General features: G+C 71.9%; 22 protein-coding genes. 11 read left to right on the forward strand and 11 right to left on the reverse strand.

Annotated elements, in window-relative coordinates:
* The first annotated feature begins 150 nt into the window (after positions 1 to 150).
* Genes H0E84_RS13275 through H0E84_RS13285 form a run of 3 tightly spaced genes read left to right on the forward strand, consistent with a single transcriptional unit; the run spans position 151 to position 4,564 of the window.
* A complete protein-coding gene (locus tag H0E84_RS13275; RefSeq protein ID WP_180679138.1) occupies positions 151 to 879 on the forward strand; it encodes an ABC transporter ATP-binding protein in 729 nt (242 codons plus the stop codon).
* Positions 880 to 883: 4 nt separating this feature from the next.
* Complete coding sequence (locus tag H0E84_RS13280; protein ID WP_219339747.1) at positions 884 to 3,253, forward strand: FtsX-like permease family protein; 2,370 nt, start codon at positions 884 to 886, stop codon at positions 3,251 to 3,253.
* Between the two features lie 36 nt (positions 3,254 to 3,289).
* The gene (locus H0E84_RS13285) at positions 3,290 to 4,564 is read left to right on the forward strand and encodes an efflux RND transporter periplasmic adaptor subunit (RefSeq protein ID WP_180679139.1); all 1,275 of its coding nucleotides are present in this window, start codon (positions 3,290 to 3,292) and stop codon (positions 4,562 to 4,564) included.
* Positions 4,565 to 4,743: 179 nt separating this feature from the next.
* Here H0E84_RS13285 and H0E84_RS13290 read toward each other — a convergent pair whose 3' ends face one another.
* Both H0E84_RS13290 and H0E84_RS13295 read right to left on the reverse strand, forming a co-directional pair.
* Entirely contained in the window at positions 4,744 to 6,693 is a 1,950-nt protein-coding gene (locus H0E84_RS13290) for an ATP-binding cassette domain-containing protein (RefSeq protein ID WP_180679140.1), read from the reverse strand.
* A 525-nt stretch (positions 6,694 to 7,218) separates the two neighbouring features.
* Complete coding sequence (locus H0E84_RS13295; RefSeq protein ID WP_180679141.1) at positions 7,219 to 8,778, reverse strand: protein adenylyltransferase SelO; 1,560 nt, start codon at positions 8,776 to 8,778, stop codon at positions 7,219 to 7,221.
* Between the two features lie 135 nt (positions 8,779 to 8,913).
* Between H0E84_RS13295 and H0E84_RS13300 the strand changes: the two genes are divergently transcribed.
* Both H0E84_RS13300 and H0E84_RS13305 read left to right on the forward strand, forming a co-directional pair.
* Positions 8,914 to 10,689, forward strand: a complete 1,776-nt coding sequence (locus H0E84_RS13300) for a DEAD/DEAH box helicase (RefSeq protein WP_180679142.1) — start codon at positions 8,914 to 8,916, stop codon at positions 10,687 to 10,689.
* A 744-nt stretch (positions 10,690 to 11,433) separates the two neighbouring features.
* Complete coding sequence (locus tag H0E84_RS13305; RefSeq protein WP_180679143.1) at positions 11,434 to 12,189, forward strand: type 1 glutamine amidotransferase; 756 nt, start codon at positions 11,434 to 11,436, stop codon at positions 12,187 to 12,189.
* Between the two features lie 151 nt (positions 12,190 to 12,340).
* Here H0E84_RS13305 and H0E84_RS13310 read toward each other — a convergent pair whose 3' ends face one another.
* The 4 genes from H0E84_RS13310 to H0E84_RS13325 all read right to left on the reverse strand — a co-directional run bounded on the left by H0E84_RS13310 (position 12,341) and on the right by H0E84_RS13325 (position 15,484).
* The gene (locus H0E84_RS13310) at positions 12,341 to 12,841 is read right to left on the reverse strand and encodes a pyridoxamine 5'-phosphate oxidase family protein (RefSeq protein WP_180679144.1); all 501 of its coding nucleotides are present in this window, start codon (positions 12,839 to 12,841) and stop codon (positions 12,341 to 12,343) included.
* 76 nt (positions 12,842 to 12,917) lie between these two features.
* Positions 12,918 to 13,112 carry a hypothetical protein gene (locus tag H0E84_RS13315; protein ID WP_180679145.1) on the reverse strand — a complete coding sequence of 65 codons (195 nt, stop codon included), beginning with the start codon at positions 13,110 to 13,112 and terminating at the stop codon, positions 12,918 to 12,920.
* A complete protein-coding gene (locus H0E84_RS13320) occupies positions 13,109 to 13,867 on the reverse strand; it encodes a sulfurtransferase (RefSeq protein ID WP_180679146.1) in 759 nt (252 codons plus the stop codon). The genes H0E84_RS13315 and H0E84_RS13320 overlap by 4 nt, the downstream gene beginning before the upstream one ends.
* A gap of 60 nt (positions 13,868 to 13,927) precedes the next feature.
* Positions 13,928 to 15,484, reverse strand: coding sequence for a leucyl aminopeptidase (locus H0E84_RS13325; protein ID WP_180679147.1), 1,557 nt, complete (start codon positions 15,482 to 15,484; stop codon positions 13,928 to 13,930).
* Between the two features lie 162 nt (positions 15,485 to 15,646).
* Between H0E84_RS13325 and H0E84_RS13330 the strand changes: the two genes are divergently transcribed.
* The 5 genes from H0E84_RS13330 to H0E84_RS13350 all read left to right on the forward strand — a co-directional run bounded on the left by H0E84_RS13330 (position 15,647) and on the right by H0E84_RS13350 (position 18,058).
* Entirely contained in the window at positions 15,647 to 16,015 is a 369-nt protein-coding gene (locus tag H0E84_RS13330) for an ArsR/SmtB family transcription factor (protein ID WP_180679148.1), read from the forward strand.
* A 70-nt stretch (positions 16,016 to 16,085) separates the two neighbouring features.
* Positions 16,086 to 16,586, forward strand: coding sequence for an SRPBCC family protein (locus H0E84_RS13335; protein ID WP_180679149.1), 501 nt, complete (start codon positions 16,086 to 16,088; stop codon positions 16,584 to 16,586).
* Positions 16,583 to 16,954: a VOC family protein gene (locus tag H0E84_RS13340; RefSeq protein WP_180679150.1), complete on the forward strand. Its 372-nt coding sequence runs from the start codon at positions 16,583 to 16,585 to the stop codon at positions 16,952 to 16,954. The genes H0E84_RS13335 and H0E84_RS13340 overlap by 4 nt, the downstream gene beginning before the upstream one ends.
* 22 nt (positions 16,955 to 16,976) lie before the next feature.
* A complete protein-coding gene (locus H0E84_RS13345; RefSeq protein WP_180679151.1) occupies positions 16,977 to 17,519 on the forward strand; it encodes an SRPBCC family protein in 543 nt (180 codons plus the stop codon).
* Between the two features lie 134 nt (positions 17,520 to 17,653).
* Positions 17,654 to 18,058, forward strand: coding sequence for a VOC family protein (locus H0E84_RS13350; RefSeq protein WP_180679152.1), 405 nt, complete (start codon positions 17,654 to 17,656; stop codon positions 18,056 to 18,058).
* Positions 18,059 to 18,146: 88 nt separating this feature from the next.
* Here the strand turns inward: H0E84_RS13350 and H0E84_RS13355 are convergent, their stop codons facing one another.
* The 5 genes from H0E84_RS13355 to H0E84_RS13375 form a co-directional block, all read right to left on the reverse strand.
* Entirely contained in the window at positions 18,147 to 18,770 is a 624-nt protein-coding gene (locus H0E84_RS13355) for a hypothetical protein (RefSeq protein ID WP_180679153.1), read from the reverse strand.
* Between the two features lie 48 nt (positions 18,771 to 18,818).
* Complete coding sequence (locus H0E84_RS13360; protein ID WP_180679154.1) at positions 18,819 to 20,171, reverse strand: MFS transporter; 1,353 nt, start codon at positions 20,169 to 20,171, stop codon at positions 18,819 to 18,821.
* 46 nt (positions 20,172 to 20,217) lie between these two features.
* Entirely contained in the window at positions 20,218 to 20,583 is a 366-nt protein-coding gene (locus H0E84_RS13365) for a DUF6164 family protein (protein ID WP_180679155.1), read from the reverse strand.
* Positions 20,584 to 20,911: 328 nt separating this feature from the next.
* Entirely contained in the window at positions 20,912 to 21,370 is a 459-nt protein-coding gene (locus H0E84_RS13370; RefSeq protein WP_180679156.1) for a PA2169 family four-helix-bundle protein, read from the reverse strand.
* 244 nt (positions 21,371 to 21,614) lie between these two features.
* Positions 21,615 to 23,657 (reverse strand): S9 family peptidase, encoded by a 2,043-nt coding sequence (locus H0E84_RS13375; RefSeq protein WP_180679157.1) that lies wholly within the window; start codon positions 23,655 to 23,657, stop codon positions 21,615 to 21,617.
* 264 nt (positions 23,658 to 23,921) lie between these two features.
* Between H0E84_RS13375 and H0E84_RS13380 the strand changes: the two genes are divergently transcribed.
* Positions 23,922 to 24,401, forward strand: coding sequence for an FKBP-type peptidyl-prolyl cis-trans isomerase (locus tag H0E84_RS13380; RefSeq protein ID WP_180679158.1), 480 nt, complete (start codon positions 23,922 to 23,924; stop codon positions 24,399 to 24,401).
* Positions 24,402 to 24,433 lie beyond the last annotated feature (32 nt).

Below are 24,433 nucleotides of genomic sequence, written 5' to 3' on the forward strand. Positions count from 1 at the left end.
GGCGGCCCGGGCAGCGACCGTTCGCGACCGCGCCATCGCGCGGCATCGCGCCCCGCCGGTCCGCATGAGTCCAGGACCATCCGATCCGCTGCCCGGCGCCCGGCCGCCACTCCCGAAGCCCCTGTCCGCTCCCTCCCGCACCGACCGACGATGACGGACGAAGACGACGACGCGCGCGAACCGGTGTTCGAGGTCGAGGGCCTTACCAAGATCTACACCATGGGCGAGGTGGAGGTCCGCGCGCTCGACGACGTCGACCTGACCCTCGACGCGCGCGAGTTCGTGGTGCTGCTGGGCGCGTCGGGGTCCGGCAAGTCCACCCTGCTCAACCTGCTCGGCGGCCTCGACACCCCCACCAGCGGCACCATCCGCTACCGCGGGCGGACGCTCGACGCCGGCGACGAGGGCGCGCTGACCCGCTACCGGCGCGAGCACGTCGGCTTCGTGTTCCAGTTCTACAACCTGATCCCCAGCCTGACCGCCCGCGAGAACGTCGCGCTGGTGACCGAGATCGTCGACGACCCGCTCCCGCCCGAAGACGCCCTGGCCCTGGTGGGGCTGCAGAATCGCCTCGACCATTTCCCCTCGCAGCTGTCCGGCGGCGAGCAGCAGCGCGTGGCGATCGCGCGCGCGGTGGCCAAGCGCCCGGCGGTGCTGCTGTGCGACGAGCCCACCGGCGCGCTCGACCTGTCCACCGGCGTGGTGGTGCTCAAGGCGCTGGCGCAGGCCAATGCCGAGATGGGCACCACCACCCTGGTGATCACCCACAACGCCTCGATCGCCGGCATGGCCGACGTGGTGCTGCGCATGGCAGACGGGCGGATCGTCTCGTCCGAGCGCAACGCGCAGCGCGTCTCCCCCGACGAGCTGGAATGGTGAACCGGTGCGCATCTCGGCACTGAACAGGAAACTTCTGCGCGACCTGCGTGCGATGGCCGGGCAGGCGACCGCGATCGCCCTGGTGCTCGCCGCCGGCATGACCATGTGGGTGATGTACCTGTCCAACTTCCAGTCCCTGGAGCGCAGCCAGCGCGCCTACTACGAGCGCCAGCGTTTCGCCGACGTGTTCGCCAACCTCAAGCGCGCGCCGGAGCCTGTGGCCGCGCGCATCGCCGCGATCCCCGGCGTGGCCCGCACCGAGACGCGCGTGGTCGCCGACGTGGTGCTGGACGTGCCCGGCCTCGACGAGCCGGCCAGCGGCCGCCTGGTCTCGGTGCCCGCCGACCGCCGCCCGGCGCTCAACGACCTGTACCTGCGCAGCGGCCGCTGGATCGCTCCGGGCCGGCCCGACGAGGTGCTGGCCAGCGCCGCCTTCGTCGACGCCAACGGCTTCCGCGTCGGCGATCGGGTGGGCGCGATCATCAACGGCCGCTGGCGCGACCTGGAGATCGTCGGCGTGGCCATGTCGCCCGAGTACGTCTACAGCATCCGCCCCGGCGAGATCATCCCGGACGATCGCCGCTTCGGGGTGTTCTGGATGGAGCGGCGTGCGCTGGCGGCCGCCTTCGACATGGAGGGCGGCTTCAACGACGTCGCGCTGAAGCTGGCCCCCGGGACGCAGGTCGATGAGGTGATCGCGCGGCTGGACGACCTGCTGGAGCGCCATGGCGGCCTCGGCGCGCTGCCGCGGGAGCTGCAGCCCTCGCACTGGATCCTGGAGTCGGAACTGCAGCAGCTGCGCAGCATGGGCGTGGCGGTTCCGGCGATGTTCCTGCTGGTCGCCGGGTTCGTGCTCAACGTGGCGCTCAACCGCGCGCTGACGCTGCAGCGGCCGCAGCTCGCCGCGCTCAAGGCGCTGGGCTACCGCAACGACGAACTCGCCTGGCACTACATGAAGTGGGCACTGGCGATCGCCGCGGCCGGCGCGCTGCTGGGCGTGGCCGCCGGCGCCTGGCTCGGGGCGCAGATGACCGACCTGTACGCCCAGTACTTCAGCTTTCCCGAGACCGCCTACCACGTCTCGCCGGCGGTGGCGCTGGGCGCCCTGGCCGCGAGCCTGGCGACCGCGGCGGCCGGCGCCTGGTCGGCGGTGCGGCGCGCGGTGCGGATCCCGCCGGCCGAGGCGATGCGGCCGGAACCGCCGGCGCGCTACCGCCGCAGCCTGATCGAGCGGCCCGGCATCCGCGAGCGCCTCGGCACCGCCATGCGGATGATCCTGCGCAACCTCGAGCGCCAGCCGCTGCGCGCGCTGGCGTCGATCGTCGGCACCGCCTTCGCCGGCGGCATCCTGCTGTTCGGGTTCGCCATGGTGGCCTCGGTGGATCGCCTGATCGTGCAGCAGTTCGCGGTGGCCGAACGCCAGGACGTGACCGTCAACTTCGTCGAGCCGGCCTCGGCCGCGGCCGGCCATGCCCTGGCACGGCTGCCCGGCGTGCTCACAGTGGAACCGCAGCGCACTGTGCCCGCGCGCCTGCGCGCAGGCCACCGCCATCGCGACCTGGCTGTCACCGGTGTCGGCAGCGACGCGCGGCTGCGACGCATCGTCGGCGCCGACGGCCGCGCCCTGCCGGTGCCGCCGGAGGGGGTGGTGCTGTCCTCGATGCTCGCCGAGATCCTCGGGGTCGGCCCCGGCGACGAGGTGATGCTCGAGGTGCTGCAGGGCAGCCGGCCGCACCGCCGCGTGCAGGTTTCGGGGCTGGTCGACGACGCCCTGGGGCTGTCGGTCTACATGGAGATCGACGCCCTGCGGAGCCTGATGCGCGAGGGCGCGACCCTGACCGGCGCCGCGCTGAAGACCGATCCGGCGCACGAGGAAGCGCTGTCGCGGGCGCTCAAGGCGCTGCCGGTGGTGGCCGGCGTGGCGATCAAGCGCACCGTGATCGAGAATTTCCGCCGCACCATGTCCGAGAACATCGGCCTGATGATCACCATCAACGTGGTGTTCGCCGGGATCATCGCCTTCGGGGTGATCTACAACGCGGCGCGGGTCTCGCTCTCGGAGCGCTCGCGCGAACTGGCCAGCCTGCGCGTGCTCGGTTTCACCCGCGCCGAGATCTCGCTGATCCTGCTCGGCGAACTGGTGATCCTGACCGCACTGTCGCTGCCGCTCGGCGCAGTGCTCGGCTACCTGATGTCGCAGGCCATGGTGAAGCAGATCGAGAGCGAGGTGTACCGTTTCCAGCTGACCATCGATCCGTCGACCCTGGCCTGGGCGGCGCTGGTGGTGATCGCCGCGGCGGCGGTCTCCGGGCTGGTGGTGCGGCGGCGGCTCGATCGGCTGGACCTGGTCGGGGTGCTGAAGACGCGCGAATGAACCATGAGGAGAGAGAAGCCATGAGGACCAGGCATCATGACCGGCAAGAGTGAAGCCGCCGGCCGCAAGTCCGCGCTGCTGCGCAGGTTCGGCTTCCTGAAGCGGCGCAGCGTCTGGGCCGGGATCGCGGTGGTCGTGATGCTGCTGGCGCTGGCGCTGTGGCCGCGGGCGGCCGAGGTCGAACTCGCCACCGCCACCATCGGCGAGCTGATGGTCACCGTCGACGAGGAGGGCGAGACCCGGGTCCGCGAGCGCTACATGGTCTCGGCGCCCGTCGCCGGCGAGGTGCGCCGCATCGAACTGGAGCCCGGCGACCCGGTCGAGGCCGGACGCACCGTGGTGGCGCGCATGCGCCCGGCGGCGCCGGCGCCGCTGGACGCGCGCACCCGCGCCGAACTCGAGGCCGCGGTGCAGGCCAGCGCTGCAGCGCTCGCGCGCGTGCAGGCCGAGCGTGGCCGCACCGCCACCATCGCCACCCGCGCGCGGCAGCAGTTCCTGCGCCTGCGCGCGCTCCAGGACAGCGGCGCGATCGCCCGCGACGCCGTCGAGGCCCAGCAGGCCGAGGCGGACGCCGCCGGCGAGGCGCTGCAGTCGGCGGACCATGCGGTCGCCCAGGCCCGCCACGAGCTGGCCGCCGCCCGCGCGCGGCTGATGCGCCAGGATCCGGAATCGGAGGGTCGGGCGCCATCCCGCCCGGATCCCGACAGCGAGGACCTGCTGGTGCTGGCGCCCGTCGACGGCGTGGTGCTGCGGCGCCTGCGCGAAAGCCGTGGCGTGGTGCCGGCGGGCGCCGAACTGCTGGAGTTGGGCAACGCGCGCGGGCTGGAGATCGTCGCGGACCTGCTGTCCTCCGAGGCGGTGCGCGTCTCGCCGGGCGACGCCGTGCTGATCGAGCAGTGGGGCGGCGGCGACACCCTGCGCGGGCGGGTGCGGCGCATCGAGCCGGCCGGTTTCCTGAAAATCTCGGCGCTGGGCGTGGAGGAGCAGCGGGTCAACGTGATCGTCGATTTCGAGGATCCCGTCGAGGCGCGCGAGGCGTTGGGCGACGCCTACCGGGTCGAGGTGCGCGTCGTGGTCTGGCACAAGGCGGATGCGCTGAGGCTGCCGGTCGGCAGCCTGTTCCGCGACGGCGACGACTGGGCGGCCTTTGTCGCCGACGGCGGCCGCGCGCGGCTGCGCAAGCTCGAGCTGGGCCGGCGCAACAGCCGCGAAGCGGAAGTCCTGGGCGGCCTGCAGGAGGGCGAGCGGGTGGTGCTGTATCCCGCCGACGACCTGGAAGATGGCACCCGCATCAAGCCGCGCGAGGACTGACCGCGCCCGCGCTCGCGGCGGCCGGCCACCGGAACCGCCGACCCCTCGGGGGTCGCGACTCCTACACGATCGGGCTCGATGCGCCGCCCGGCACGTCCTCCCGAGGCGACACCTGGTGGCGTGGGAGCGACGGCAGCGACGACGCCCGGGCAGCCAGGCGCGCAGAGCCGAAGGCCGGCTCAGTCTCCCGAGGCGCGCTCCAGCGCTTCCCAGCGCGCGTACGCGCGCTCGAGTTCCGCCTGCCTGTCCGCCAGGGCCCCGTGATGGTCGGCGATGGCGTCCTGCTCACGGCGGTAGAACGCCGGATCGGCCATGGCCGCGGTGAGCGCCGCGAGTTCTTCTTCCAGCCGCTCGATGCGTGCCGGCAGCTGCTCCAGCTCGCGCGCGTCCTTGTAGCCCAGCTTGCGGCGGGCACGCGGCGCTGCAGGCCCAGCGGAGTCCTCGCCGGTGCCCGCCGCCCGCGGCGCGCCGGATTTCGCCGGCGCGGCTACGTCCGGAGGCGGCGCTGCGGCCGCCACCGGCGCTGGCGGGGACGGCGCTGCCCGCGCCGGCCGCTGCCGCAGCCAGTCGCTGTAGCCGCCCACGTACTCGCCGACGCGGCCGTTCCCTTCCATCACCAGGGTCGAGGTCACCACGTTGTCGAGGAAGTCGCGGTCGTGGCTGACCAGCAGCAGCGTGCCGGGGTACTCGGCCAGCAGGTCCTCGAGCAGTTCCAGGGTCTCGACGTCGAGATCGTTGGTCGGCTCGTCCATCACCAGCAGGTTGGAGGGCTGCGCGAACAGCTTCGCCAGCAACAACCGGTTGCGCTCCCCGCCGGACAGGCGGGTGATCGGCGCGCGCGCGCGTTCCGGTGTGAACAGGAAGTCCTGCAGGTAGCCGATGACGTGCTTGCGCTGGCCGTTGATCTCGAGAAACTCCTGCCCCTCGGCGACGTTCTCCAGCGCGTTCCAGTCCTCGCGCAGGGCGGCGCGGTACTGGTCGAAGTAGGCCACCTGCAGCTGGGTGCCGATGCGCATCTCGCCCGCCTGCGGCTGCAGGCCGCCCAGCAGCAGTCGCAGCAGCGTGGTCTTGCCGCTGCCGTTGGGGCCGATCAGGCCGATGCGATCGCCGCGCAGGATCGTGGTCGAGAAGTCCTCCAGCAGCGGCCGGCCGTCGCCGTAGCGGAACGACACGCCACGGGCCTCGATCACCTTCTTCCCCGAGGCGCCGGCCTGGGCCGCCTGCATGCGCACGCTGCCGGCCGGATCGCGGCGCTGCGCGCGCTCGCTGCGCATCGCCTGCAGGCGCCGCACCCGGCCCTCGTCGCGGGTGCGGCGCGCCTTGATCCCCTGCCGAATCCAGGCCTCCTCCTGGGCCAGCAGCTTGTCGAAGCGCGCGTTCTCCTGCGACTCGGCGTTCAGCCGCTCCTCGCGGCGGCGCAGGTAGTTGCCCCAGTCGCCGGGCCAGCTGGTCACCCGGCCGCGCTCGATCTCGACGATGCGGGTGGCCAGGGCGCGCAGGAAGCGCCGGTCGTGGGTGACGAACACCAGCGCGCCCGGCCAGCCGCGCAGGAACTCCTCGAGCCAGTCGATCGCGGCGATGTCGAGATGGTTGGTGGGCTCGTCCAGCAGCAGCAGGTCGGGCGCCGCCACCAGCGCCCGCGCCAGCAGCACCCGGCGCTTCATGCCGCCCGACAGCGAAGCGAACGCGACGTCGCCGTCCAGGTCCAGCCGGGTCAGGATCTCCCCTACGCGCCGGTCGAGTTCCCAGCCGCCGCCGGCCTCGATCCGCGCCTGCGCCGCGGCCAGGGCGTCGGTGTCCAGGTCGTCGGCGTGGAGCAGATGGTGATACTCGGCCAGGGCGGCGCCCAAATCCCCCAACCCGGCGGCGACCACGTCGAACACGTCGCCGCCCGCCCCTGGCGGCACCTCCTGCTCCAGCCGCGCCACCCGTACCCCGTCTGCGCGACGCACCTCGCCGTCGTCCGGCGCCTGCTCTCCCGCCAGAACCCGCAACAGGGTGGATTTTCCGGCCCCGTTGCGGCCGATCAGGGCGATCCGCTCGCCGGATTCGATGGACAGCTCGGCGCGCTCGAGCAACAGGGGGCCGCCGACGCTCACGTCGACCGCGTTCAGGGTGATCAGGGGCATCGGCATAGTCTACCGGTCGCCGCTTCGTCTCCCGCCCTCCCCCCTGTTCGCCGCGCCCTCCAAGCAGTACATTTGCGCCACCTCGTCACCACCCGCGGAGCCCCGTCATGGCCAAGAGCCTCGACAAGAAGAAGGAAGAGAAGAAGAAGCCGGAAAAATCGCTGAAGGAAAAGCGCGCAGCGAAGAAGGAGAAGAAAGCCGGCCAATGAGCCGGCTTTCCGCTACCTGGGCAGCACGCTGTCCACAGGAACGCCCGCCCTTCCCCGTAGCGGGCCGTGGTCGCGAAAGCCGCGCAATCTCCGGCAGGGTCGGTAGCGATTCCGGGCATTGCCGGCCGCGCCGGCCTTCGCGTGCATGGCACGCTCCTGCGGGAGATCCTCGCAGGAACACCCGCGTCTCGTAGGAGCGGCCCATGGCCGCGAAAGCCGGAGGAGTCTCGGGGCGGGTCGGCGGCGATTGCCGGCATCGCCGGCCGCGCCGGGCACGCTCCTTCCGGGGGGGCGTCGTCCGGCGGGCAACCCTCCCTCAGGAGCTGCAGGACAGCATCGAACAGCCGGCGCGGTCGCGCGCCCAGTCCGGCCGGCGGGCCGCGAAGTCCTCCCTCCCGGGCTGCTCTTCGTATGGGCGCCGCATCACCTCCAGCAGCTCGTTCACGCCTTCCAGATCGCCCTCGTGGGCGCGGTCGATCGCTCGCTGCGCCAGCCAGTTGCGCGGCACGTAGCAGGGGTTGGCGGCGTTCATGCGCGCGCGGCGCTGCGCCGGCGTGAACGCATCGTCGTGCAGCCGGGCGGCGTAGCGCGCGAGCCAGTCGAGGAACGCCGTCTCGTGCGTCCGCAGCTTCGCCTGGTCGTAGAAGGCATCGCGCAGCGGCCCCAGCGCCGGTTCGTCGGCATCGAGATCGGCCAGCGCGCGGAAGAAGATGGTCATGTCCGCCTCGGCCGCGTGCAGCAGTTCGTACAGCTGCGCCGCCAGCGCCGGATCGCCTTCGCGACATTCGGCCAACCCGAACTTGCGCGCCACGTTGTCGCGGTCGGCGGCCACGAAGGCCGCCCCGTACCGGTCCAGCCCCGCCTGCAGCGGGGCGGCATCGCCGAACAGCGGCGCCAGCGCCTGCGCCAGCCGCGACAGGTTCCAGTGCGCCACCCGCGGCTGCCAGCCGAAGCGATAGCGGCGTCCGTGCGCGTCGGTGGTGTTCGGGGTCCAGTCGGGATCGTGGTTGTCGATCCACCCGTACGGGCCATAGTCGATGGTCAGCCCGAGGATCGACATGTTGTCGGTGTTGAGCACGCCATGGACGAACCCCACCCGCATCCAGTGCGCGACCAGCAGCGCGGTGCGCTCGCAGACCTCGCCGAACCAGTCGCCGTACAGCGATTCGCCGCTGCCCCGCAGATGCGGGAAGTCGCGGCGGAGGGTGAAGTCGGCGAGCCGCCGCAACAGCGCGGTATCGCCGCGCGAGGCCGGCAGCTCGAAGGAGCCGAAACGGATGAACGAGGGCGAGACGCGGCAGACGACGGCCCCGGGCTCGTCGCGCGGACGACCGTCGTAGAACATGTCCCGCTCCACCGCCTCGCCGGTGCCGACCAGGCTCAGCGCACGGGTGGTCGGAACGCCCAGGTGGTGCATGGCCTCGCTGCACAGGAACTCGCGGATCGACGAGCGCAGCACCGCGCGGCCGTCGGCCCGGCGCGAGTACGGGGTCGGCCCCGCGCCCTTCAGCTGCAGTTCCCAGCGCGCGCCATCGGCGCCGATCGTCTCGCCCAGCGAGATCGCACGGCCGTCGCCGAGCTGGCCCGCCCACTGGCCGAACTGATGTCCGCCGTAGTTGGACGCGAACGGGTCCATGCCCTCCAGCAGTGCGTTGCCGGCGAACACCCGGGCAAACTGGGAGCTGCGCACGTCGGAATCGGCGAATCCGAGCGCAGCCGCCATCTCGCGGGAGTGCGCGAGCAGGCGCGGCGCCGCGACCGGAGTGGGCGAAACCCGCGACCAGGCCGCGCCGTGGACCTGGCGCAGGCGCGGCCCGGACTCCGGATCGCCGGGCAGTTCGCGCAGGAAGGCGTTGTCGAAGGTTGGCTGGTGCATGCCGGCGGAGCCTAGCAGGGCCGCTGCGAACGCCGGCTCACCGGCCGCGCTCGCGGCGCATCAGCCGGCGTTCGCGCGCAAGGGCGTAACATGCGCCCCCTGCCGGCCGCCCGCCGGCCGCAACCGGACCCCTGCATGAGCGCCGAGAACGGCCCCGACATCCGCTTCGCCGACCTCGCCCTGCCCGAGCCGCTGCTGCGCGCCCTGGCCGATGTCGGCTACGAATCGCCCTCGCCGATCCAGGCCGCGACCATCCCGCCGCTGCTGGCCGGCCGCGACGTGCTCGGCCAGGCCCAGACCGGCACCGGCAAGACTGCGGCGTTCGCCCTGCCGGTGCTGGCGCGGCTGGACCCGGCCGCGCGCAAGCCGCAGGCCCTGGTCCTGGCGCCGACCCGCGAGCTGGCGATCCAGGTGGCCGAGGCGTTCCAGAAGTACGCCACCCACCTGCCCGGCTTCCACGTGTTGCCGGTGTACGGCGGCCAGGGCTACGGCCAGCAGCTGGGCGCGCTCAAGCGCGGCGTGCAGGTGGTGGTCGGAACCCCGGGGCGGGTGATCGACCATCTCGATCGCGGCACCCTGGACCTGTCGGAACTGCGCTGCCTGGTGCTGGACGAAGCCGACGAAATGCTGCGCATGGGCTTCATCGACGATGTCGAGGCGGTGCTCAAGAAGACTCCGGAGAATCGCCAGGTCGCGCTGTTCTCGGCCACCATGCCGACCCAGATCCGGCGCATCGCCCAGACCTACCTGAAGGACCCGGTCGAGATCGCGATCAAGTCGAGCACCACCACCGCACGCAACATCCGCCAGCGCTACTGGATGGTCAGCGGGGTCAACAAGCTCGATGCCCTGACCCGGATCCTCGAGGCCGAGCCGTTCGACGGCATGCTGGTGTTCGCGCGCACCAAGCTCGGCACCCAGGAACTGGCCGAGAAACTGGCCGCGCGCGGACTGTCGGCCGCGGCGATCCACGGCGACGTCGAACAGAAGCAGCGCGAGAAGATGGTGCAGTCGCTCAAGGACGGGCGCATCGACATCCTGGTCGCCACCGACGTGGCCGCGCGCGGCCTGGACGTGGACCGCATCAGCCACGTGCTCAACTACGACATCCCCTACGACACCGAGAGCTACGTGCACCGCATCGGCCGCACCGGCCGCGCCGGGCGCAGCGGCGAGGCGATCCTGTTCGTCTCGCCGCGCGAGCGCGGCATGCTGGCGGCGATCGAGCGCGCCACCCGGCAGAAGATCGAGCCGATGGAGCTGCCGAGCGTGGAGACCGTCAACGAGCGACGCGTGGCGAAATTCCTAGAGCGCATCGGCAGCGGCCTGGAAAGCCCTCAGGCCGGCGTGTTCCGCGAACTCGTCGAGCGCTACGAGCGCGAGCGCAACGTGCCGGCGATCGAGATCGCCGCGGCGCTGGCGGTGCTGCTGCAGGGCGACACCCCGCTGCTGCTGGAGCCGCCGCGCGAGCGCGCCAAGGCGACACCGGAACGGTCGCCGCGTCCCCCGCGCGATGCGGCGCGTCCCTCGCGCAGCGCCGACGATGCCGGCGAGCGCCCGCGCCGGGCGCGCGAGCCCAACGCACGCGCGCCGGAAGCCGGCCTGGAGACCTTCCGGATCGAGGTCGGCCATCGCCACGGCGTGCAGCCGGGCAACATCGTCGGCGCGATCGCCAACGAGGCCGACCTGGAGAGCCGCTTCATCGGCCGCATCGACATCCGCGAGGAACACAGCCTGGTCGACCTGCCCGAGGGCATGCCGCGCGAGCTGCTCGAGCACCTCAAGCGCGTGCGCGTGGCCGGCCAGCAGCTGCGCATGCGCCGCGCGGAGGCCGCCGACACGGCGGACACCGGCAAGCGCGCGCCGCGCCCGGCAAGAAAGCCGCCGCGGCGGGGGACTCGTGATTCGTGATTCGTGATTGGTGTTCGAGGCGTCGGTAATGGAGCTGAGGCGGGTTTCGGCTCTCGGGATCGTCTTGAACGGTGGGTTCGCGGGCTTCGGAGCCAGCGGCGCCCGGGCCGGCGATTCGCTATCGGATTCCCGGTAGCCCATCCCTCCGAAGCCGACCAACCCCGCAGCGGGAGCCGTGCCGGGGGTGTTGCGGAGAGCAGGCCATGGATGGCCTGCGGCCCTGAGTCCGGCCATGGATGGCCGGACCGAAGGGCGGAGCAACACCCCCGGCGCGGCTCACGCCCCGCGCGGTCGACCGTAGGCGCTCTTAAGAAACCACCTGCCAGAGGCGGCTATTCATTGGCGCAACCCCGTGGCGACGGTGATGGATCAGTTCGACGGATGGGACTGCCTGGCGCGGCCGGACTGAAGGGCGGAGCAACACCCCCGGTGCGGCTCACGCCCCGCGCACTCGACCGAAGGCGCTCTTCCGAACGAACCATCGCCAGACACGGCGATTCATTGGCGCAGCCCCGTGGCGACGGTGATGGATCACCACGACGGATGGCACTGCCTGGCGCGGCCGGACCGAAGGGCGGAGCAACACCCCCGGTGCGGCTCACGCCCCGCGCGGTCGACCGAAGGCGTTCTTCCGACGAACCAACTGCCAGACGCGGCTATTCATTGGCGCCGCCCCGTGGCGACGGTGATGGATCAATTCGACGGATGGGACTGCCTGGCGCGGCGACGCCGTAGAATCCCGCGATGCCCCGCATCCTCGTGTTCCAGCACGTCGCCGCAGAACCGCTCGGCACGCTCGATCCGCTGATCCGGCGGCGCGGCCATCGCATCCGCTTCGTCAACTTCGAGCGCGAACCCGACGCCCAGCCGAACGTCGACCGCTATCGCGGACTGGTGGTGCTGGGCGGCCCGGTGAACGTCGACGACCAGGCGCACCGCCCGCACCTGCGCACCGAACTGCGCGCGATCGAGCGCATGCTGCAGCAGGGCAAGCCCGTGCTCGGGATCTGCCTGGGCGCGCAGCTGCTGGCGCACGTGCTCGGCGCCGGAGTCGCGCGCCGCGAGAATCCGGAGATCGGCTGGTACCGCCTGTACGCGACCGAGGCCGGCCGCGAGGACCGCGTGCTGGCCCCGCTGCGCGGCGCGACACCGGTGTTCCAGTGGCACCGCTACCAGTTCGAAGTGCCGCGTGCGGCCGTCCACCTGGCGCGCACCGACACCTGCGAGCCGCAGGCGTTCCGCTCGGGCGACTCCGCCTACGGCTTCCAGTTCCACCTCGAGATGGACCAGCCGCTGGTCGAACGCTGGCTCACCAACCCGCACTACCGGGACGAACTCGCGGGCTCCGGACTCGCGCACGACGCCGAGACCATCCGCGTCCACACCCGCGAGCACATCGCGACGATGCAGGCGCATGCCGATGCGGTGTTCAACAACTTCCTGGATCTCGTCGGGCGGCCGCAGCGACGCATCGTGCTGCCGTCGCGCGAGTTCTTCTGAAGGCCGAGGCCCGCGGGCCGCCCCCACGAACGCCCCCCCCCGCAGGAACGGCATGCCACCGACGCTCGCACCGTCCGCCCAGGCCCGGCAACGCCGCAACCCGGCCGGAGCCGTGCCGTGCGCGCCGACGGGACCCGCCCGGCCGCCGCCGTCAGGACAGGTCGATGCGCTCGTTGTCCGACATCGCGCCGGCATCTCCCGTCACCGCGGCGGTCGCCAGGTACAGGGCCTTGCCCACCGCGCTGCCCGGACCGTCCCAGTATTCGGCCGATTGCGCGCCCACCCGGATCAGGCGCAGATTGGGATCGTCCTTGCCCTCCGGGAAATAGATCTTCATCGCCGGCGACCAGAAGCGCTCGATCTTCTCGCGATCGTCGACGATGCTCGCGATACCCGCGACCGAGACGTAGACGTTCTTCGATGGACTGGCGTAGGCGACGTTGACGTGCGGGTTGGCGCGGATCTCCGCCACCTTGCCGCTGTCGGCGCCGGTGGCGAACCACAGATCGCCGTCGAACTCCACCTCCTGGGTGCCGAGCGGCCGGCTCACCAGCCGGCCGTCGGGTCCGATGGTGGTGAGCATCGCGATGTCGACGTCTTCGATGAGTCCGGCGAGCTTGCGGATGTGCTCGCTGCGGTCCGGGTCGCTCATGGGACTGGCCTGCCGTGCATGGGGGAGGCGCCATCTCAGCGCAGCCCCGGCAAAGGCCGGGTGAATCACATGCCGCTCACAGCACCCCGTTCGTGTCCGGACCCAGCACGTACACCAGCTCCGCCAGCTCCGGCCACCCCAGGAGCGGCGCCAGGAACCAGTACGCGCCCACGACCACCAGTACCCACATCGCCAGCTTCAACACCACGCCTACCAGCTTGAAGGCCAGGTACAGGCCGAGAATGATGACGACGATGCCGAGCCAGCTCACGCCGCTTCCTCCAGCGCCGGGGCGGCGTCGACGCGCGGGCGCAGCGCGGGGTCCAGCGCCACCCGGCCGTCGAAGACGAAACACTCGCCCCGGTAGCCGAACCCGCCGACCTGCTCGAAATAGCCGAGGATCCCGCCCTCGAGCTGCAGCACGTTGTCCATGCCGGCATCGCGCATCCACAGCGCCGCCTTCTCGCAGCGGATCCCCCCGGTGCAGAAGCTCACCACGGTGGCATCGGCCAGCGCGTCCCGGTGCGGCCCGAGCGCCCCGGGCAGCTCGGTGAAATTGTCGATCGGCAGCGCCAGCGCGCCATCGAAGGTTCCGTAGCCGACTTCCTCGCGGTTGCGCGTGTCCAGCAGCACCAGGCGCCGGCCGCCATCGTCCGCCCCATTGGCGATCCAGCGGGCCAGGTCCGCGGGGTCCACCGTCGGCGCACGGCGAGCCAGCGGCGCACCGCCGGCGCGGCGGAAGCTGATGATCTCCTGCTTGCGCTTGACCTTCAGTCGCGCGAAGGGCTGCGCGCGGCTGTAGCTGTATTTCGCCTGCAGCCGGTCCAGGCCGGGTTCGGCGCGCAGCCGGCACATGAACGCCGCGACCGCCGCATCGGCGCCCGCCAGGAACAGGTTGATCCCCTCCTCCGCCACCAGCACCGTACCGCGCAGGCCCTCCCCCCCGGCCCAGTCGCGCACCCGCGCGGCGAGCGCAGGCGGATCGGCGATGGGCGCGAAACGGTAGGCGGCGACGTTGGTCAGCATGCGCGGATTGTAAGGCGCAGCCGGCGCCGGCGGACCTGCTTGCCGAGCGCGGGGACGCCGCTACTCGTGGGCATCGCGGACCAGACGGTCGAACAGCCGGACCCCGAACCCGGTGGCGCCCGCCGGCGAGGTCGGCAGGCCCTCGCTCTCGCGCCAGGCCATCCCGGCGATGTCCAGGTGGGCCCAGGGCATGCCGTCCTCGATCCAGCTGCCGATGAAGTGCGCGCCGATCCCGGCGCCGGCGCCGCGCACCCCGCCGTTGCGCAGGTCCGCGATGGGGGACTCCAGGTCCTCGGCGTAGGAGGGATGCAGCGGCATGCGCCAGAGCTCCTCCCCCGCAGCCGCGCCGGCGGCCTGCAGCTGCGCGGCGAGGGTGTCGTCGTTGGAGAACAGGCCGGCGTACTCGTCGCCCAGCGCGGTGACGATCGAGCCGGTCAGGGTGGCGATGTCGATCACCGCCCGCGGCGAGAACTCGCGCTGCGCGTACCAGACCGCATCGGTCAGCACCATGCGGCCCTCGGCGTCGGTGCTCATCACCTCGAAGGTCCGGCCGGACGCCGTGCGCACCACGTCGCCCGGCCGGCCCGCGGTCCCGGAGGGCATGTTCTCGGCCAGCGCGGCCACCGCCACCACGTCGACGGGTGCGCGGCGGCCGGCGATCGCCAGCACCGCCCCGGTCGCCGCCGCGGCGCCGCTCATGTCGTACTTCATGCGCCACATGCCATCGCCGTCCTTGAGCGAGATGCCGCCGGAATCGAAGGTGATGCCCTTGCCGACGAAGGCGATCGGGGCGTCGCCGCCACGTCCGCCGCGATAGCGGACCGCGAGCAGTCGCGGCGGACGCGCGCTGCCCTGGCCCACCGAGAGGATGCCGCCCATCCCCAGCCGTTCCATCGCCGCCACGTCCAGCACCGCGATCTCGACGTTGGCGATCCCGGCGAACGCCTCCCGCGTCCGGGCCACGAACTCCTCGGGCCATACCGCGCCGCCCGGCTCGGTGACGAGGTCGCGCGCAAACGCCACTGCCGCGGCCACCGGCGCCCACTGGGCCGCGTACACCTCGCCTGCGCGGGCGCCCGCTGGCGTCCGGATCACCAGTTCGCCCCGGCCGACCGGCGCCTTGCCGGCATCGGCCGAGCGGTAGCGATCGAAACGGTACCGACCCAGTTCAGCCCCGAAGGCCAGGTGCGCCCCGGCGTCGGACTGGTCGCCGTCCCAGAGCAGCTCGATGCGTGGCGCGGTGCTGCCGGCGGCCATCTGCCCGACCGCACCGCCCAGATCCTCCAGCATGCGCGGCGACGCGGCGCCGTCGCCGATCCCGACCACCAGCACGCGGTCGTAGGCCCCGATTCCCGGCAGGTCGAGCTGGGTCCCCGCCTTGCCCTCGAAGTCCATCGCCCCGACCGCACGCCGCAGCGCGCCGCCGCTGGCTGCGTCGACCTGGTCGAACGCGGCGCCGGGCGCATCCCCCTCGCGCATCGCCACGGCCACGGTGCCGCCGGCCACCGCCCCGTAGGGCTCGAACGCGAGGTTGCGGCCGGCCCAGGCGGGCAGGACCACCGCGGCAAGGAGCAGCACCGCGAGCAAGGCGCGCGCATGAAATGCGGATCGGGTCATTGCGGGACTCCTGGCGGCGGTGCGTCGGCGCGAAACCGGCGGCCGACGACTTTAGGGCACCGAAGCGCTCCGGACGGGGTGCCGATGGTCATGACCGGCCGTCCTCCGCGAAGCTCAACCATATGGTTGACAAATGCCACGCGCCGCGAGACATTCAACCTCATGGTTGAACGATCACCCGAACGGCTCGATGCGGTGTTCCAGGCGCTTTCCGACCGCACCCGCCGCGCCATGCTCCAGCGCCTGGCGGAAGGCGAGGCCAGCGTCGGCGAGCTCGCCCTGCCCTTCGACATGTCGCTGGCTGCCGCCTCGAAGCACATCCAGGTGCTCGAACGTGCGGGTCTGGTCCGCCGCACCGTCGAGGGCCGCACCCACCGCGTCCGGATCGACGCCCATCCGCTGCACGCCGGGGCGGAGTGGCTGCGCCACTACGAGCGCTTCTGGAACCAGCGCCTGGATGCGCTGGCCGCGCTGCTGGCGGCGGAAGCGCCGCCAGCGTCCGCCGGCAGGCCAGGAAGAAAACGGCGCTGAGCCGCCTTGCAGGCCCATCCCTGCAGCCCGCCCGGCCCGTGCAGAGCCGCCCCAACGACGGAGATCATCAATGACGACTCTTCACCACCAGATCTGGATCGACGCACCCCGTTCGCTCGTGTACTCGGCGCTCGCGACTGCGGAGGGCCTGGGACGCTGGTGGGCGCCGCACACGTCCACCGAGACCGACACCGGCCCGGTGCTGGCGCACAGCCCTGGCCCCGCCCATGGCGATGTGCGCATGAGGGTGCTGGAAAGCACGCCGGGAAAGCGCATCGAGTGGGAGGTCGTGAGCACCCATCCCGAGCGCAGCCCGGCATCCGCCTGGACCGGGACCCACATCGTCTTCGAACTCGAGGAGCGGCCGAGCCCCGGCCAATGGCTTGGACTCGAGCACGAGGGAAAGCCGATGACCGTGGTCGACTTCCAGCACCGGGACTGGGATGAGGACAGCCCCTTTTTCGGGTTCTGCAACTGCGCCTGGGGCGTGGTCCTGGACATGCTCAGGCGATGGTGCGAATCGCCCGATGCCGGCGAGGATGCCTCCCCGGCACCGGGAGAACGGCCATGACCCGCACTCCTACCCTCCGAGGCGGCCGCAACATCGCGATGAAGGTTCCGCCCCATGCCTGGGACGCCACCGTCGCGTTCTATCGCGATGTGCTGGGGCTCAGGCCGCTCACCGGACACGAGCCCGCGATCGGCTTCGAGTTCGGCGCCAACCAGTTGTGGATCGACCGTGCACCCGCGCTCAGCCAGGCCGAGATCTGGCTGCAGGTGACCACCGACGATATCGACGCGACCGCGGCGCGCCTGCGGGATGCCGCCATCGTGCGCTGCGACGACATCGAGCCGCTCGGGGACGGGGCACGCTCGTTCTGGATCCTGAGCCCGGCCTCGATCGTCCACCTGGTCTCGCCGTCCGAACGCGAATGGTGACGCCCCTCCGATGGAGCCCGAGATGAACGAGGCCTACGCCGAACGCGTCGCCGCCGACACGGTACGCATCGAACGCCTGCTGCCCGGGCCGCTGGAGCGGGTCTGGGAGTACCTGACAGATCCGGAAAAACGCCGCCTGTGGCTGGCCGCCGGCGCGATCGAGCTGCACGTCGGCGGCCGCAGCGAACTGCTGTTCCACAACGACGCGCTGACCGGCCACGACGACGCGCCGCCGGCGAAGTACGCCGGTTGCGGAGGCCCGGTCGCGCTGGCGGGACGGGTCACGGCCTGCGCCCCCCCGCGGCTGCTCGCCTATACCTGGGGCGGGGAGGACGACGATGCCTCCGAGGTCCGCTTCGAACTGCAGGAGCGCGACGATGCGGTACTGCTGGTGCTCACCCATCGCCGCCTGCGCGGGCGCGACACCATGATCAGCGTCGCCAGCGGCTGGCACGCCCACCTGGGCGTCCTGCTCGATCGTCTGCATGGCCGCGCGCCCGCCAGCTTCTGGCCCGCCCATACCCGACTGGAAAGCGAGTACGCCCTGCGACTGCCGGCACCCTGATCCGTACGCCCGCCAGTGAAGCGCGGATGGCGCGCCATCCCGCCGATCCTCGGCGTGCCGCGATTCCCGGGCTTCGCGGATCCCGCTATCCTCCCCGGACACAGGGGGGCCGGGCGACATCGCAAGGAGACCTCATGAGCAACAAGGCACTCGTCCCACACCTGGTCGTCAACGACGGCGAGCAGGCGATCGCGTTCTACGAGCAGGCCTTCGGCGCCAGGCTGGAAGCGAAGCATGCCGCAGACGACGGCAAGCGATTGATGCACGCGCACCTGGATCTCGATGGCCAGGCGCTGTACCTCCACGACGAGTTTCCCGAGTTCGGCGGGAGCGGCGCCAGCGCACCCAGCCGCCTGGGCGGCGCCAGCTGCACGCTGCACCTCGAGGTGGACGATGCCGACACGGCCTGGGCGCGGGCGCTGGCCGCCGGAGCGGAGGCGACCATGCCGCTGGACAACCAGTTCTGGGGTGCGCGCTACGGCCAGCTGCGCGACCCGTTCGGCCACATGTGGTCGATCGGCGGTCCGCTGAAGGACTAGGCCGGAACCCTGCGCACGGCCGCCCCCGGCGACCGGCCTGCGCGGCCGCCCGGCGGCGCGCGGGCGGCGGCGTCGAGCAGCCCGTCGGTCATTCTCCCGCGTCGTAGCGGACCGCCTTGCACGGCACGATGTCCTCGGCCGCGGCCGCCGGGACGGCGTCGCCGCCCAGGCCGAGCAGGCTGATCCGTTGGCCGTCGTTCGACTGCGTGCTGGCCAGCGCGATGTACCCGGTGCCGGACCCGCCGCAGAGCCCTTCTGCCGCACCGGCCTCGGGATGCGTCTCCTCCAGGACCCGGCGCAGTTCCACCGGCTGCTCGCCGCCCACTGCGAGCGCGTCTGCATAGCGTTCGCCCGGGCGGTAGCGGTCGCTGCCGCGGACGATGGCGATGCGCTCGGTGACGAAGCGCGCGCCATTGGCGCCTTCGATGAATTCGTCGTCGACGACCAGACGTCCGGTGGCCGCCTCGGCGTCGGCATCGGCGGGAACGAACGCTCCCAACGCCACCGGCTGCAGTTCCGGCGGCGCGGCGCGCTCGGAGCGCTCGACCGTCGGGTCCGGCCCGCGCGCCTCCTGCGGCGGCGGAGCGGCGCGCGTCGCCGGTTGCGCAGTGGCATCGCGCTCGGGGGGCGTCGGGCCGCAGGCGGTCGGCAGCGCAGCCGCGGCGAGCGCGCAGCAACCAGCGAGAAAGAAGGGGCGAATGCGGGTGTCCATGGCAACGGTCCGTAGGGGCGACGGCACAGGATCATAGGACCGCGGCATTCATCCCGCGTGAGCGCGTCGGCCGTCGGCGCGCCCGCGGGACGCATCTTCCGCTTCGTCCCGCGGCGCCGCCAGCAGCGCCGCAAGGGTCAGCAGCGCCGCGCCGCACAGGTACCAGCCCACCGACTGCAGGCCGTAGCGGCCGGCAAGCCAGGTGGCGATGTAGGGCGCCAGCGACGCGCCGAAGATGCCCGCCAGGTTGAACGCGAGCGAAGCGCCGGTGTAACGCACAGCGGTCGGGAACTGCCCCGCCAGCAGGGTGCCTACCGGGCCATAGGTCAACCCCATCAGTCCGAGCCCCAGCACCAGGAACAGCAGCGTCGCGCCTGCGTCGCCGGCCACGAACAGCGGCGCGAAGCCGAGTCCGAACACGAAGATCGCCAGCGTCGCCAGAATCATCGCCCGGCGCCGCCCGAAGCGGTCGGCATACAGCGCGGCGAGCGGGATGGTGGCGGCGAAACACACCACCCCGACCATCTGCAGCCAGAGGAACTGTTCGCGGGAGTAGCCGAACCGAGAGGTCCCCCAGCTCAGCGCGAAGACGGTCATCAGGTAGAACAGCACGAACGTCGCCAGCGCCAGCGCGGTGCCGACCAGCAGCGCGCGGGGGTGGCGCAACAGCACCTCGGCCATCGGCAGCCGCACCCGCTGTTCGCCGTCGAGCACGCGCCGGAACGCCGGCGTCTCCTGGATCCGCAGCCGGACCCACAGGCCCACCCCGACCAGCACCGCGCTGGCCAGGAACGGCACCCGCCAGCCCCAGGAGAAGAACGTCGCCTCGTCCATCGACGCGGTCAGCAGCAGGAAGATGCCGGTGGCCATGAAGAACCCGATCGGCGCGCCGAGCTGGGGAAACATGCCGTACCAGGCGCGGCGATGCGGCGGCGCGTTCTCGGTGGCCAGCAGTACCGCCCCGCCCCATTCGCCGCCGAGCCCGAGTCCCTGGCCGAGCCGGCACAGCGCCAGCAACGCCGGTGCCGCCACCCCGATCTGCGCATGGGTGGGCAGCAGCCCGATGATCACGGTGGAAATTCCCATGGTCAGCAGCGCCGCGACCAGGGTCGCCTTGCGGCCGACGCGGTCGCCGAAATGGCCGAACAGCGCCGAGCCCACCGGGCGCGCGAAGAACGCCAGCGCGAACGTGGCCAGCGACTGCAGGGTGGCCGATGCCGGATCCGCCGACGGAAAGAACAGCGCCGGGAACACCAGCACCGCCGCCGTGGCGTAGATGTAGAAATCGAAGAACTCGATCGTGGTGCCCACCAGGCTGGCGAACAACACCCGGCGGCGTGCCGCGCCGGTCGGCAGCAAGTCCGCGCCGGTGTCCGTTGCCTTGCCGTCGATCGCCGTCATCGCTCCCCGCCCGCGGCGCGGCCAGGATTCGGCCGCAGCGCGGACGTTACCGCCACAGCAGGTAGCCGGGCAATGCCATCAACGCCAGCAGCAGCAGGATCCCCGCCACCCGCAGCAGGACCCAGCCGGGGCGTTCGCGCAGCAGCATGGCGAAGGTCTCCTCGCGGCCCTCGCGGCGCGCGGCCTCGTGCTCGGCGCGCACCCGCGTCCTGCGCCCGGCCTGGTAATCGGCCATCAGGCGCTTGGCCTCGGGGACGTCCTGGTCGTGCTTGACCCAGATTCCTCCCATCGAGATGCCGAACGGCCCGGGCCTGGTCTCGTACCAGGCGATGCGGTTCGCGTCGAGAAAGGCACGCACGTCCGCCGCCTCGTCGTCGGGCACGTTGCGCAGGTTGAGCAGCAGCTTCGACATGCGGTTCCTCCGGTCGGCGGCATTCTACGCCGGAAGGCGGGCTACGCCGGAACGCGGGCCATCGAAGTCGGGCGTCCGCCGCACCGCGGCATGCGCTCGCGGACGCGACCGCAGGGAAGCCGGATTCGCCGCGCGGGCGTCGCAGCCGCCATCGCGCTTGCAACGAGCGCCGGCCACTGCGCTCCAACGAAGCGCGAGGATCCGCCACGAAAAAAGACCGGCTGCACCGGCAGCCGGTCTTTCCTTGCTTGCGCGGATTGTCTCGCGACTGCCCCGGCTCGCGCGCGGCGATCCGCGCGCGAAGCCGGGACAGCAGCGGTTCCGCCGATCAGGCGGCGCGTTTCATCGCCAGCTTGCGATCGCGCATCACGTCGTGACACGCCTGGACCTCGGGCAGCAGGCGCGACACGATGTCGCGCGCGGCGGCCGGGGTGTCGTTGTCCGAAGCGGCCTCGCGGAACGCCTTCAGCAGACGGTCCTCGGACTCCTCGAGCTCGGCCACGTAGCCGTACTCCTTGTCGCCGAGGCCGGCGCGGAGCTTCGCGTACATCTGCCGCATGTTGCCGGCCATGGTGCCCGAATCCTCCGGGGTGCCACCGGCGGCCTGGACCGCGCCGCCGAGCTCGTTGGAGATCGCCGCCTTGACGCCGGCCAGGCGGGTGAAAAGCGCCTTCAGGTCGACGTCGTCCACCTTCTGCGCGGCCTCCTCGTAGAACTCGCGGCCATCGCGGGCGATGGCGATCAGGTCGTTGAGGGTATGGGTCGTCTTCTTGTTGATGTCGCTCATGGGGGACTCTCCTTGGCAATCGCACCTGCGACGGAAATCATCGTCGTGCGACGGGGGGATGCGGCATTCGCCGGGGAAACGTACGCGATCGCTCTGATGCGATGCGACGCCGCCAAGAGTAGTCCTCGCCCGCTCAAGGGGACGTGATGCGCCTGCCCGTCCGGATGAATGCAGTCAGCAGGGTGGAGGCGGCGTTCAGGCGAGCGCCTCGGCGCGCCTCCTGCGCCGCCCCGCGATCGCGCGCTCAGGAAGCCTTCTCCGCCTCCGGCAGGCGGTAGTCGATTTCGTATTCCGGCGGCTCGCCGCCCGGACCCTGCAGGTAGTGCTCCATCCAGCGCATCAGCCGCAGCGCATAGTCCCAGCGCGAGGCGGCGCGCGCGTTGCCGTGGCCCTCGCCCGGATAGAGCACCAGGCGCACCGGCGCCTGGCCGGCCAGCTTCAGGTAGCGGTACATCATGTAGGACTGCATCGGCGGCACGCGCGGGTCGGCCTCGCCGTGCAGGATCAGGGTGGGCGTGCGCGACTTCTGCGCATGGGTGATCGGGCTGGCCTGGCGGTACAGCTCCGGGCTCTCCCAGGGCCAGGTCTGCATGTGCACCAGGTACTGTTCCTGCGGGATGTCGCCGGTGGTGACCAGGCTGGCCTGGTCGGAGATCCCGACGAACATCACCGAGGCGGCGAAGCGCTCGCTGTAGTACGTCGCGCCCCAGGCGCTGGCGTAGCCGCCGTAGGAGCCGCCGGTGATGCCGACCTTGTCGCGGTCGACCAGGCCGATCTCGACCAGATGGTCGACGCCGTCCACCAGGTCGTCGAACTCCTCCATGCCGGGCCGGCCGTGGTCGAGCTTGGAGAAGGCCACCCCGCGTCCGGTACTGGCGCGGTAGTTGGGGAAGAACATCGCGAAGCCGCGCCCGGCGGCGTACTGCGCCGGCTGTGCGTAGCTGTTCATCCAGCCGTTCGCGTAATGCGATTCCGGCCCGCCGTGCACCACCAGGATCAGCGGCACGCGCGCGCTGCCGCGGCGCTCGAGCGGGTGCACCAGCACGCCCTCCAGCTCCAGGCCGTCGCGCGCGCGGTAGCGCACCACCTCCTGGCGCGCGAACCGGACCCCGGACAGCCAGGGATTGCTGTCGGTCAGGCGCCGCGGCTGCGCCGCGTCCGCGGCCAGGTGAAACACTTCGTTGGGATGCTCTGGGGCGTTGCCCAGCAGCGCGACCGCGCCGTTGCGCGCCACGCTCATCCCGTACCAGACCGGGCCCTCGGCCGCGAGCACCGTGCGCGCGCCGCCGCCGTCCACGCCGATCTCGCCCAGCCGGGTCTGCACGCCCTCATGGCTGACGAACAGCAGGCGCGACGCGTCGCGCCAGCCGACGCTCCAGACATGGCCCTCCAGGCCCGGCAGCAAGTCGCGCTGCGCGCCGCCGGCGCTGCCGACCACGGTGAGGCGCCCTTCGCGCGGATCGTTCTCGTCCTCGGCGGAAATGACCGCCAGGTGCGCGCCGTCGGGGCTCCAGGCCAGGTCGCCGAGCTTGCCGGGGTTGTCGACGCGGCCCAGCTCGCGGCCGTCGGTCCCGACGATGCGCACCCGCGCCGCCACGTAGGTGTCGTCGGTGAGCTGGCGCGGCGCCACCACCAGCGCCAGCCGGTCGCCGGCCGGGCTCCACAGCGCCTTCTGCACGCTGCCCTCGACCTCGACCAGACGCGGCTCGGCCTCCTGGTCGTCGAGATCGGCGATCCACAGTTGCACCGGCCGCCAGTCCTCCTCGTGCACCTTCTGGGTGAAGCCCTGCTTGCGGCGCTTCTTCAGCGCCTCGTCTTCCGGCGCGCCGGCGAGCAGCGCCGCCTGACGGCCGTCGGGCGACAGGCTGAAGGAGGAGATCGCCGAGCCGAGCGAGGCGATCCGCGTGGCCTCGCCTCCGCGCAGCGGGATGCGGTAGAGGGCGCGGTGATCGTCGCCTTCGCGCTTGGACAGGAAAGCGATGTGGCGGCCGTCGGGCATCCATTCCGGCGACGCCACGCTCACCTTGCCGGTGACGAAGCCGCGGCTGTCGCCGGCGCGGTCCACCACGTGCAGCTCCGACCAGGCGGGACCGTCGTCGTCGACGCCGGGGCGCCGCGGCACCGACAGCACGTAGGCGGTCTCGCCGCCGTCGGGACTGATCGCCACGCTGGTGACGGCGCGCGCGGTGGCGATCTGCTCCAGGCTCATGCCCTCGCGCGCCGACGCGCCCGCGACGACGGCCAGCAGCAGCCACGACGACAGCAACGGCATCCGCCATCTGCGCATGATTTCTCGCTCCGCGTTCAGGAAGCCCGCACTTTGCCATAGCGCGTCGCGCCGACAAAGCAAGGACCGCACAACCGTGCGTCTGCAGGGCGCCGCGCACCGGCGCCGCCGGCGGCAGGAGGGCTGCGCGACCGCCTCGCGCTGCGCGCCGGCGGTTGCGGAGCGCGGCGTAGTTGTCTAGCCTGCCTGGACAGCTCGACCCTTACCCGTGCCGTGAACACCGCCGGCGCCTCCCCCTCCACCCATTCATCGAGGAGATCATCCATGGAGATCGCCGCCGAACGCGTTGCCACCATCCACTACACCCTGACCGACGAGAACGGCCAGGTCATCGACCGCTCGCCCGAGTCGCAGCCGCTGAGCTACCTGCACGGCGCCGGCAACATCGTCCCCGGCCTGGAGAAGGCGCTCGACGGCAAGAAGCCGGGCGACGCCGTCGAGGTCGACGTGAAGCCCGAGGAGGCCTACGGCCCGCGCAACGAGGCGCTGGTGCAGGCGGTGCCGCGCGAAGCGTTCAAGGGCGTCGATGCGGTCGAGCCCGGCATGCAGTTCAAGGCCCAGACCGAACGCGGCCCGCTGCTCGTCACCGTGGTCGAGGTCGGCGAAGCGCAGGTCAAGATCGACGGCAACCATCCGCTGGCCGGGCGCAAGCTGCATTTCGACGTCAAGGTGGCCGACGTGCGCGAGGCCTCGCCCGAGGAGAAGCAGGTCGGCCACGTGGACATGCCTCAGTCCGCGGCCTGATCCGGCCGGAGGCAGCGCCTTCCAGACGGCCG

The organism is Luteimonas salinisoli (assembly GCF_013425525.1).
GTDB lineage: Bacteria > Pseudomonadota > Gammaproteobacteria > Xanthomonadales > Xanthomonadaceae > Luteimonas > Luteimonas salinisoli.

Coding starts and splice junctions, on each gene's coding strand:
- H0E84_RS13275 (WP_180679138.1), top strand. CDS start 151: ATGACGGACGAAGACGACGACGCGCGCGAACCGGTGTTCGAGGTCGAG.
- H0E84_RS13285 (WP_180679139.1), top strand. CDS start 3,290: ATGACCGGCAAGAGTGAAGCCGCCGGCCGCAAGTCCGCGCTGCTGCGC.
- H0E84_RS13290 (WP_180679140.1), bottom strand. CDS start 6,693: ATGCCCCTGATCACCCTGAACGCGGTCGACGTGAGCGTCGGCGGCCCC.
- H0E84_RS13295 (WP_180679141.1), bottom strand. CDS start 8,778: ATGCACCAGCCAACCTTCGACAACGCCTTCCTGCGCGAACTGCCCGGC.
- H0E84_RS13300 (WP_180679142.1), top strand. CDS start 8,914: ATGAGCGCCGAGAACGGCCCCGACATCCGCTTCGCCGACCTCGCCCTG.
- H0E84_RS13305 (WP_180679143.1), top strand. CDS start 11,434: ATGCCCCGCATCCTCGTGTTCCAGCACGTCGCCGCAGAACCGCTCGGC.
- H0E84_RS13310 (WP_180679144.1), bottom strand. CDS start 12,841: ATGAGCGACCCGGACCGCAGCGAGCACATCCGCAAGCTCGCCGGACTC.
- H0E84_RS13320 (WP_180679146.1), bottom strand. CDS start 13,867: ATGCTGACCAACGTCGCCGCCTACCGTTTCGCGCCCATCGCCGATCCG.
- H0E84_RS13325 (WP_180679147.1), bottom strand. CDS start 15,484: ATGACCCGATCCGCATTTCATGCGCGCGCCTTGCTCGCGGTGCTGCTC.
- H0E84_RS13330 (WP_180679148.1), top strand. CDS start 15,647: ATGGTTGAACGATCACCCGAACGGCTCGATGCGGTGTTCCAGGCGCTT.
- H0E84_RS13335 (WP_180679149.1), top strand. CDS start 16,086: ATGACGACTCTTCACCACCAGATCTGGATCGACGCACCCCGTTCGCTC.
- H0E84_RS13340 (WP_180679150.1), top strand. CDS start 16,583: ATGACCCGCACTCCTACCCTCCGAGGCGGCCGCAACATCGCGATGAAG.
- H0E84_RS13345 (WP_180679151.1), top strand. CDS start 16,977: ATGAACGAGGCCTACGCCGAACGCGTCGCCGCCGACACGGTACGCATC.
- H0E84_RS13350 (WP_180679152.1), top strand. CDS start 17,654: ATGAGCAACAAGGCACTCGTCCCACACCTGGTCGTCAACGACGGCGAG.
- H0E84_RS13355 (WP_180679153.1), bottom strand. CDS start 18,770: ATGGACACCCGCATTCGCCCCTTCTTTCTCGCTGGTTGCTGCGCGCTC.
- H0E84_RS13360 (WP_180679154.1), bottom strand. CDS start 20,171: ATGACGGCGATCGACGGCAAGGCAACGGACACCGGCGCGGACTTGCTG.
- H0E84_RS13365 (WP_180679155.1), bottom strand. CDS start 20,583: ATGTCGAAGCTGCTGCTCAACCTGCGCAACGTGCCCGACGACGAGGCG.
- H0E84_RS13370 (WP_180679156.1), bottom strand. CDS start 21,370: ATGAGCGACATCAACAAGAAGACGACCCATACCCTCAACGACCTGATC.
- H0E84_RS13375 (WP_180679157.1), bottom strand. CDS start 23,657: ATGCGCAGATGGCGGATGCCGTTGCTGTCGTCGTGGCTGCTGCTGGCC.
- H0E84_RS13380 (WP_180679158.1), top strand. CDS start 23,922: ATGGAGATCGCCGCCGAACGCGTTGCCACCATCCACTACACCCTGACC.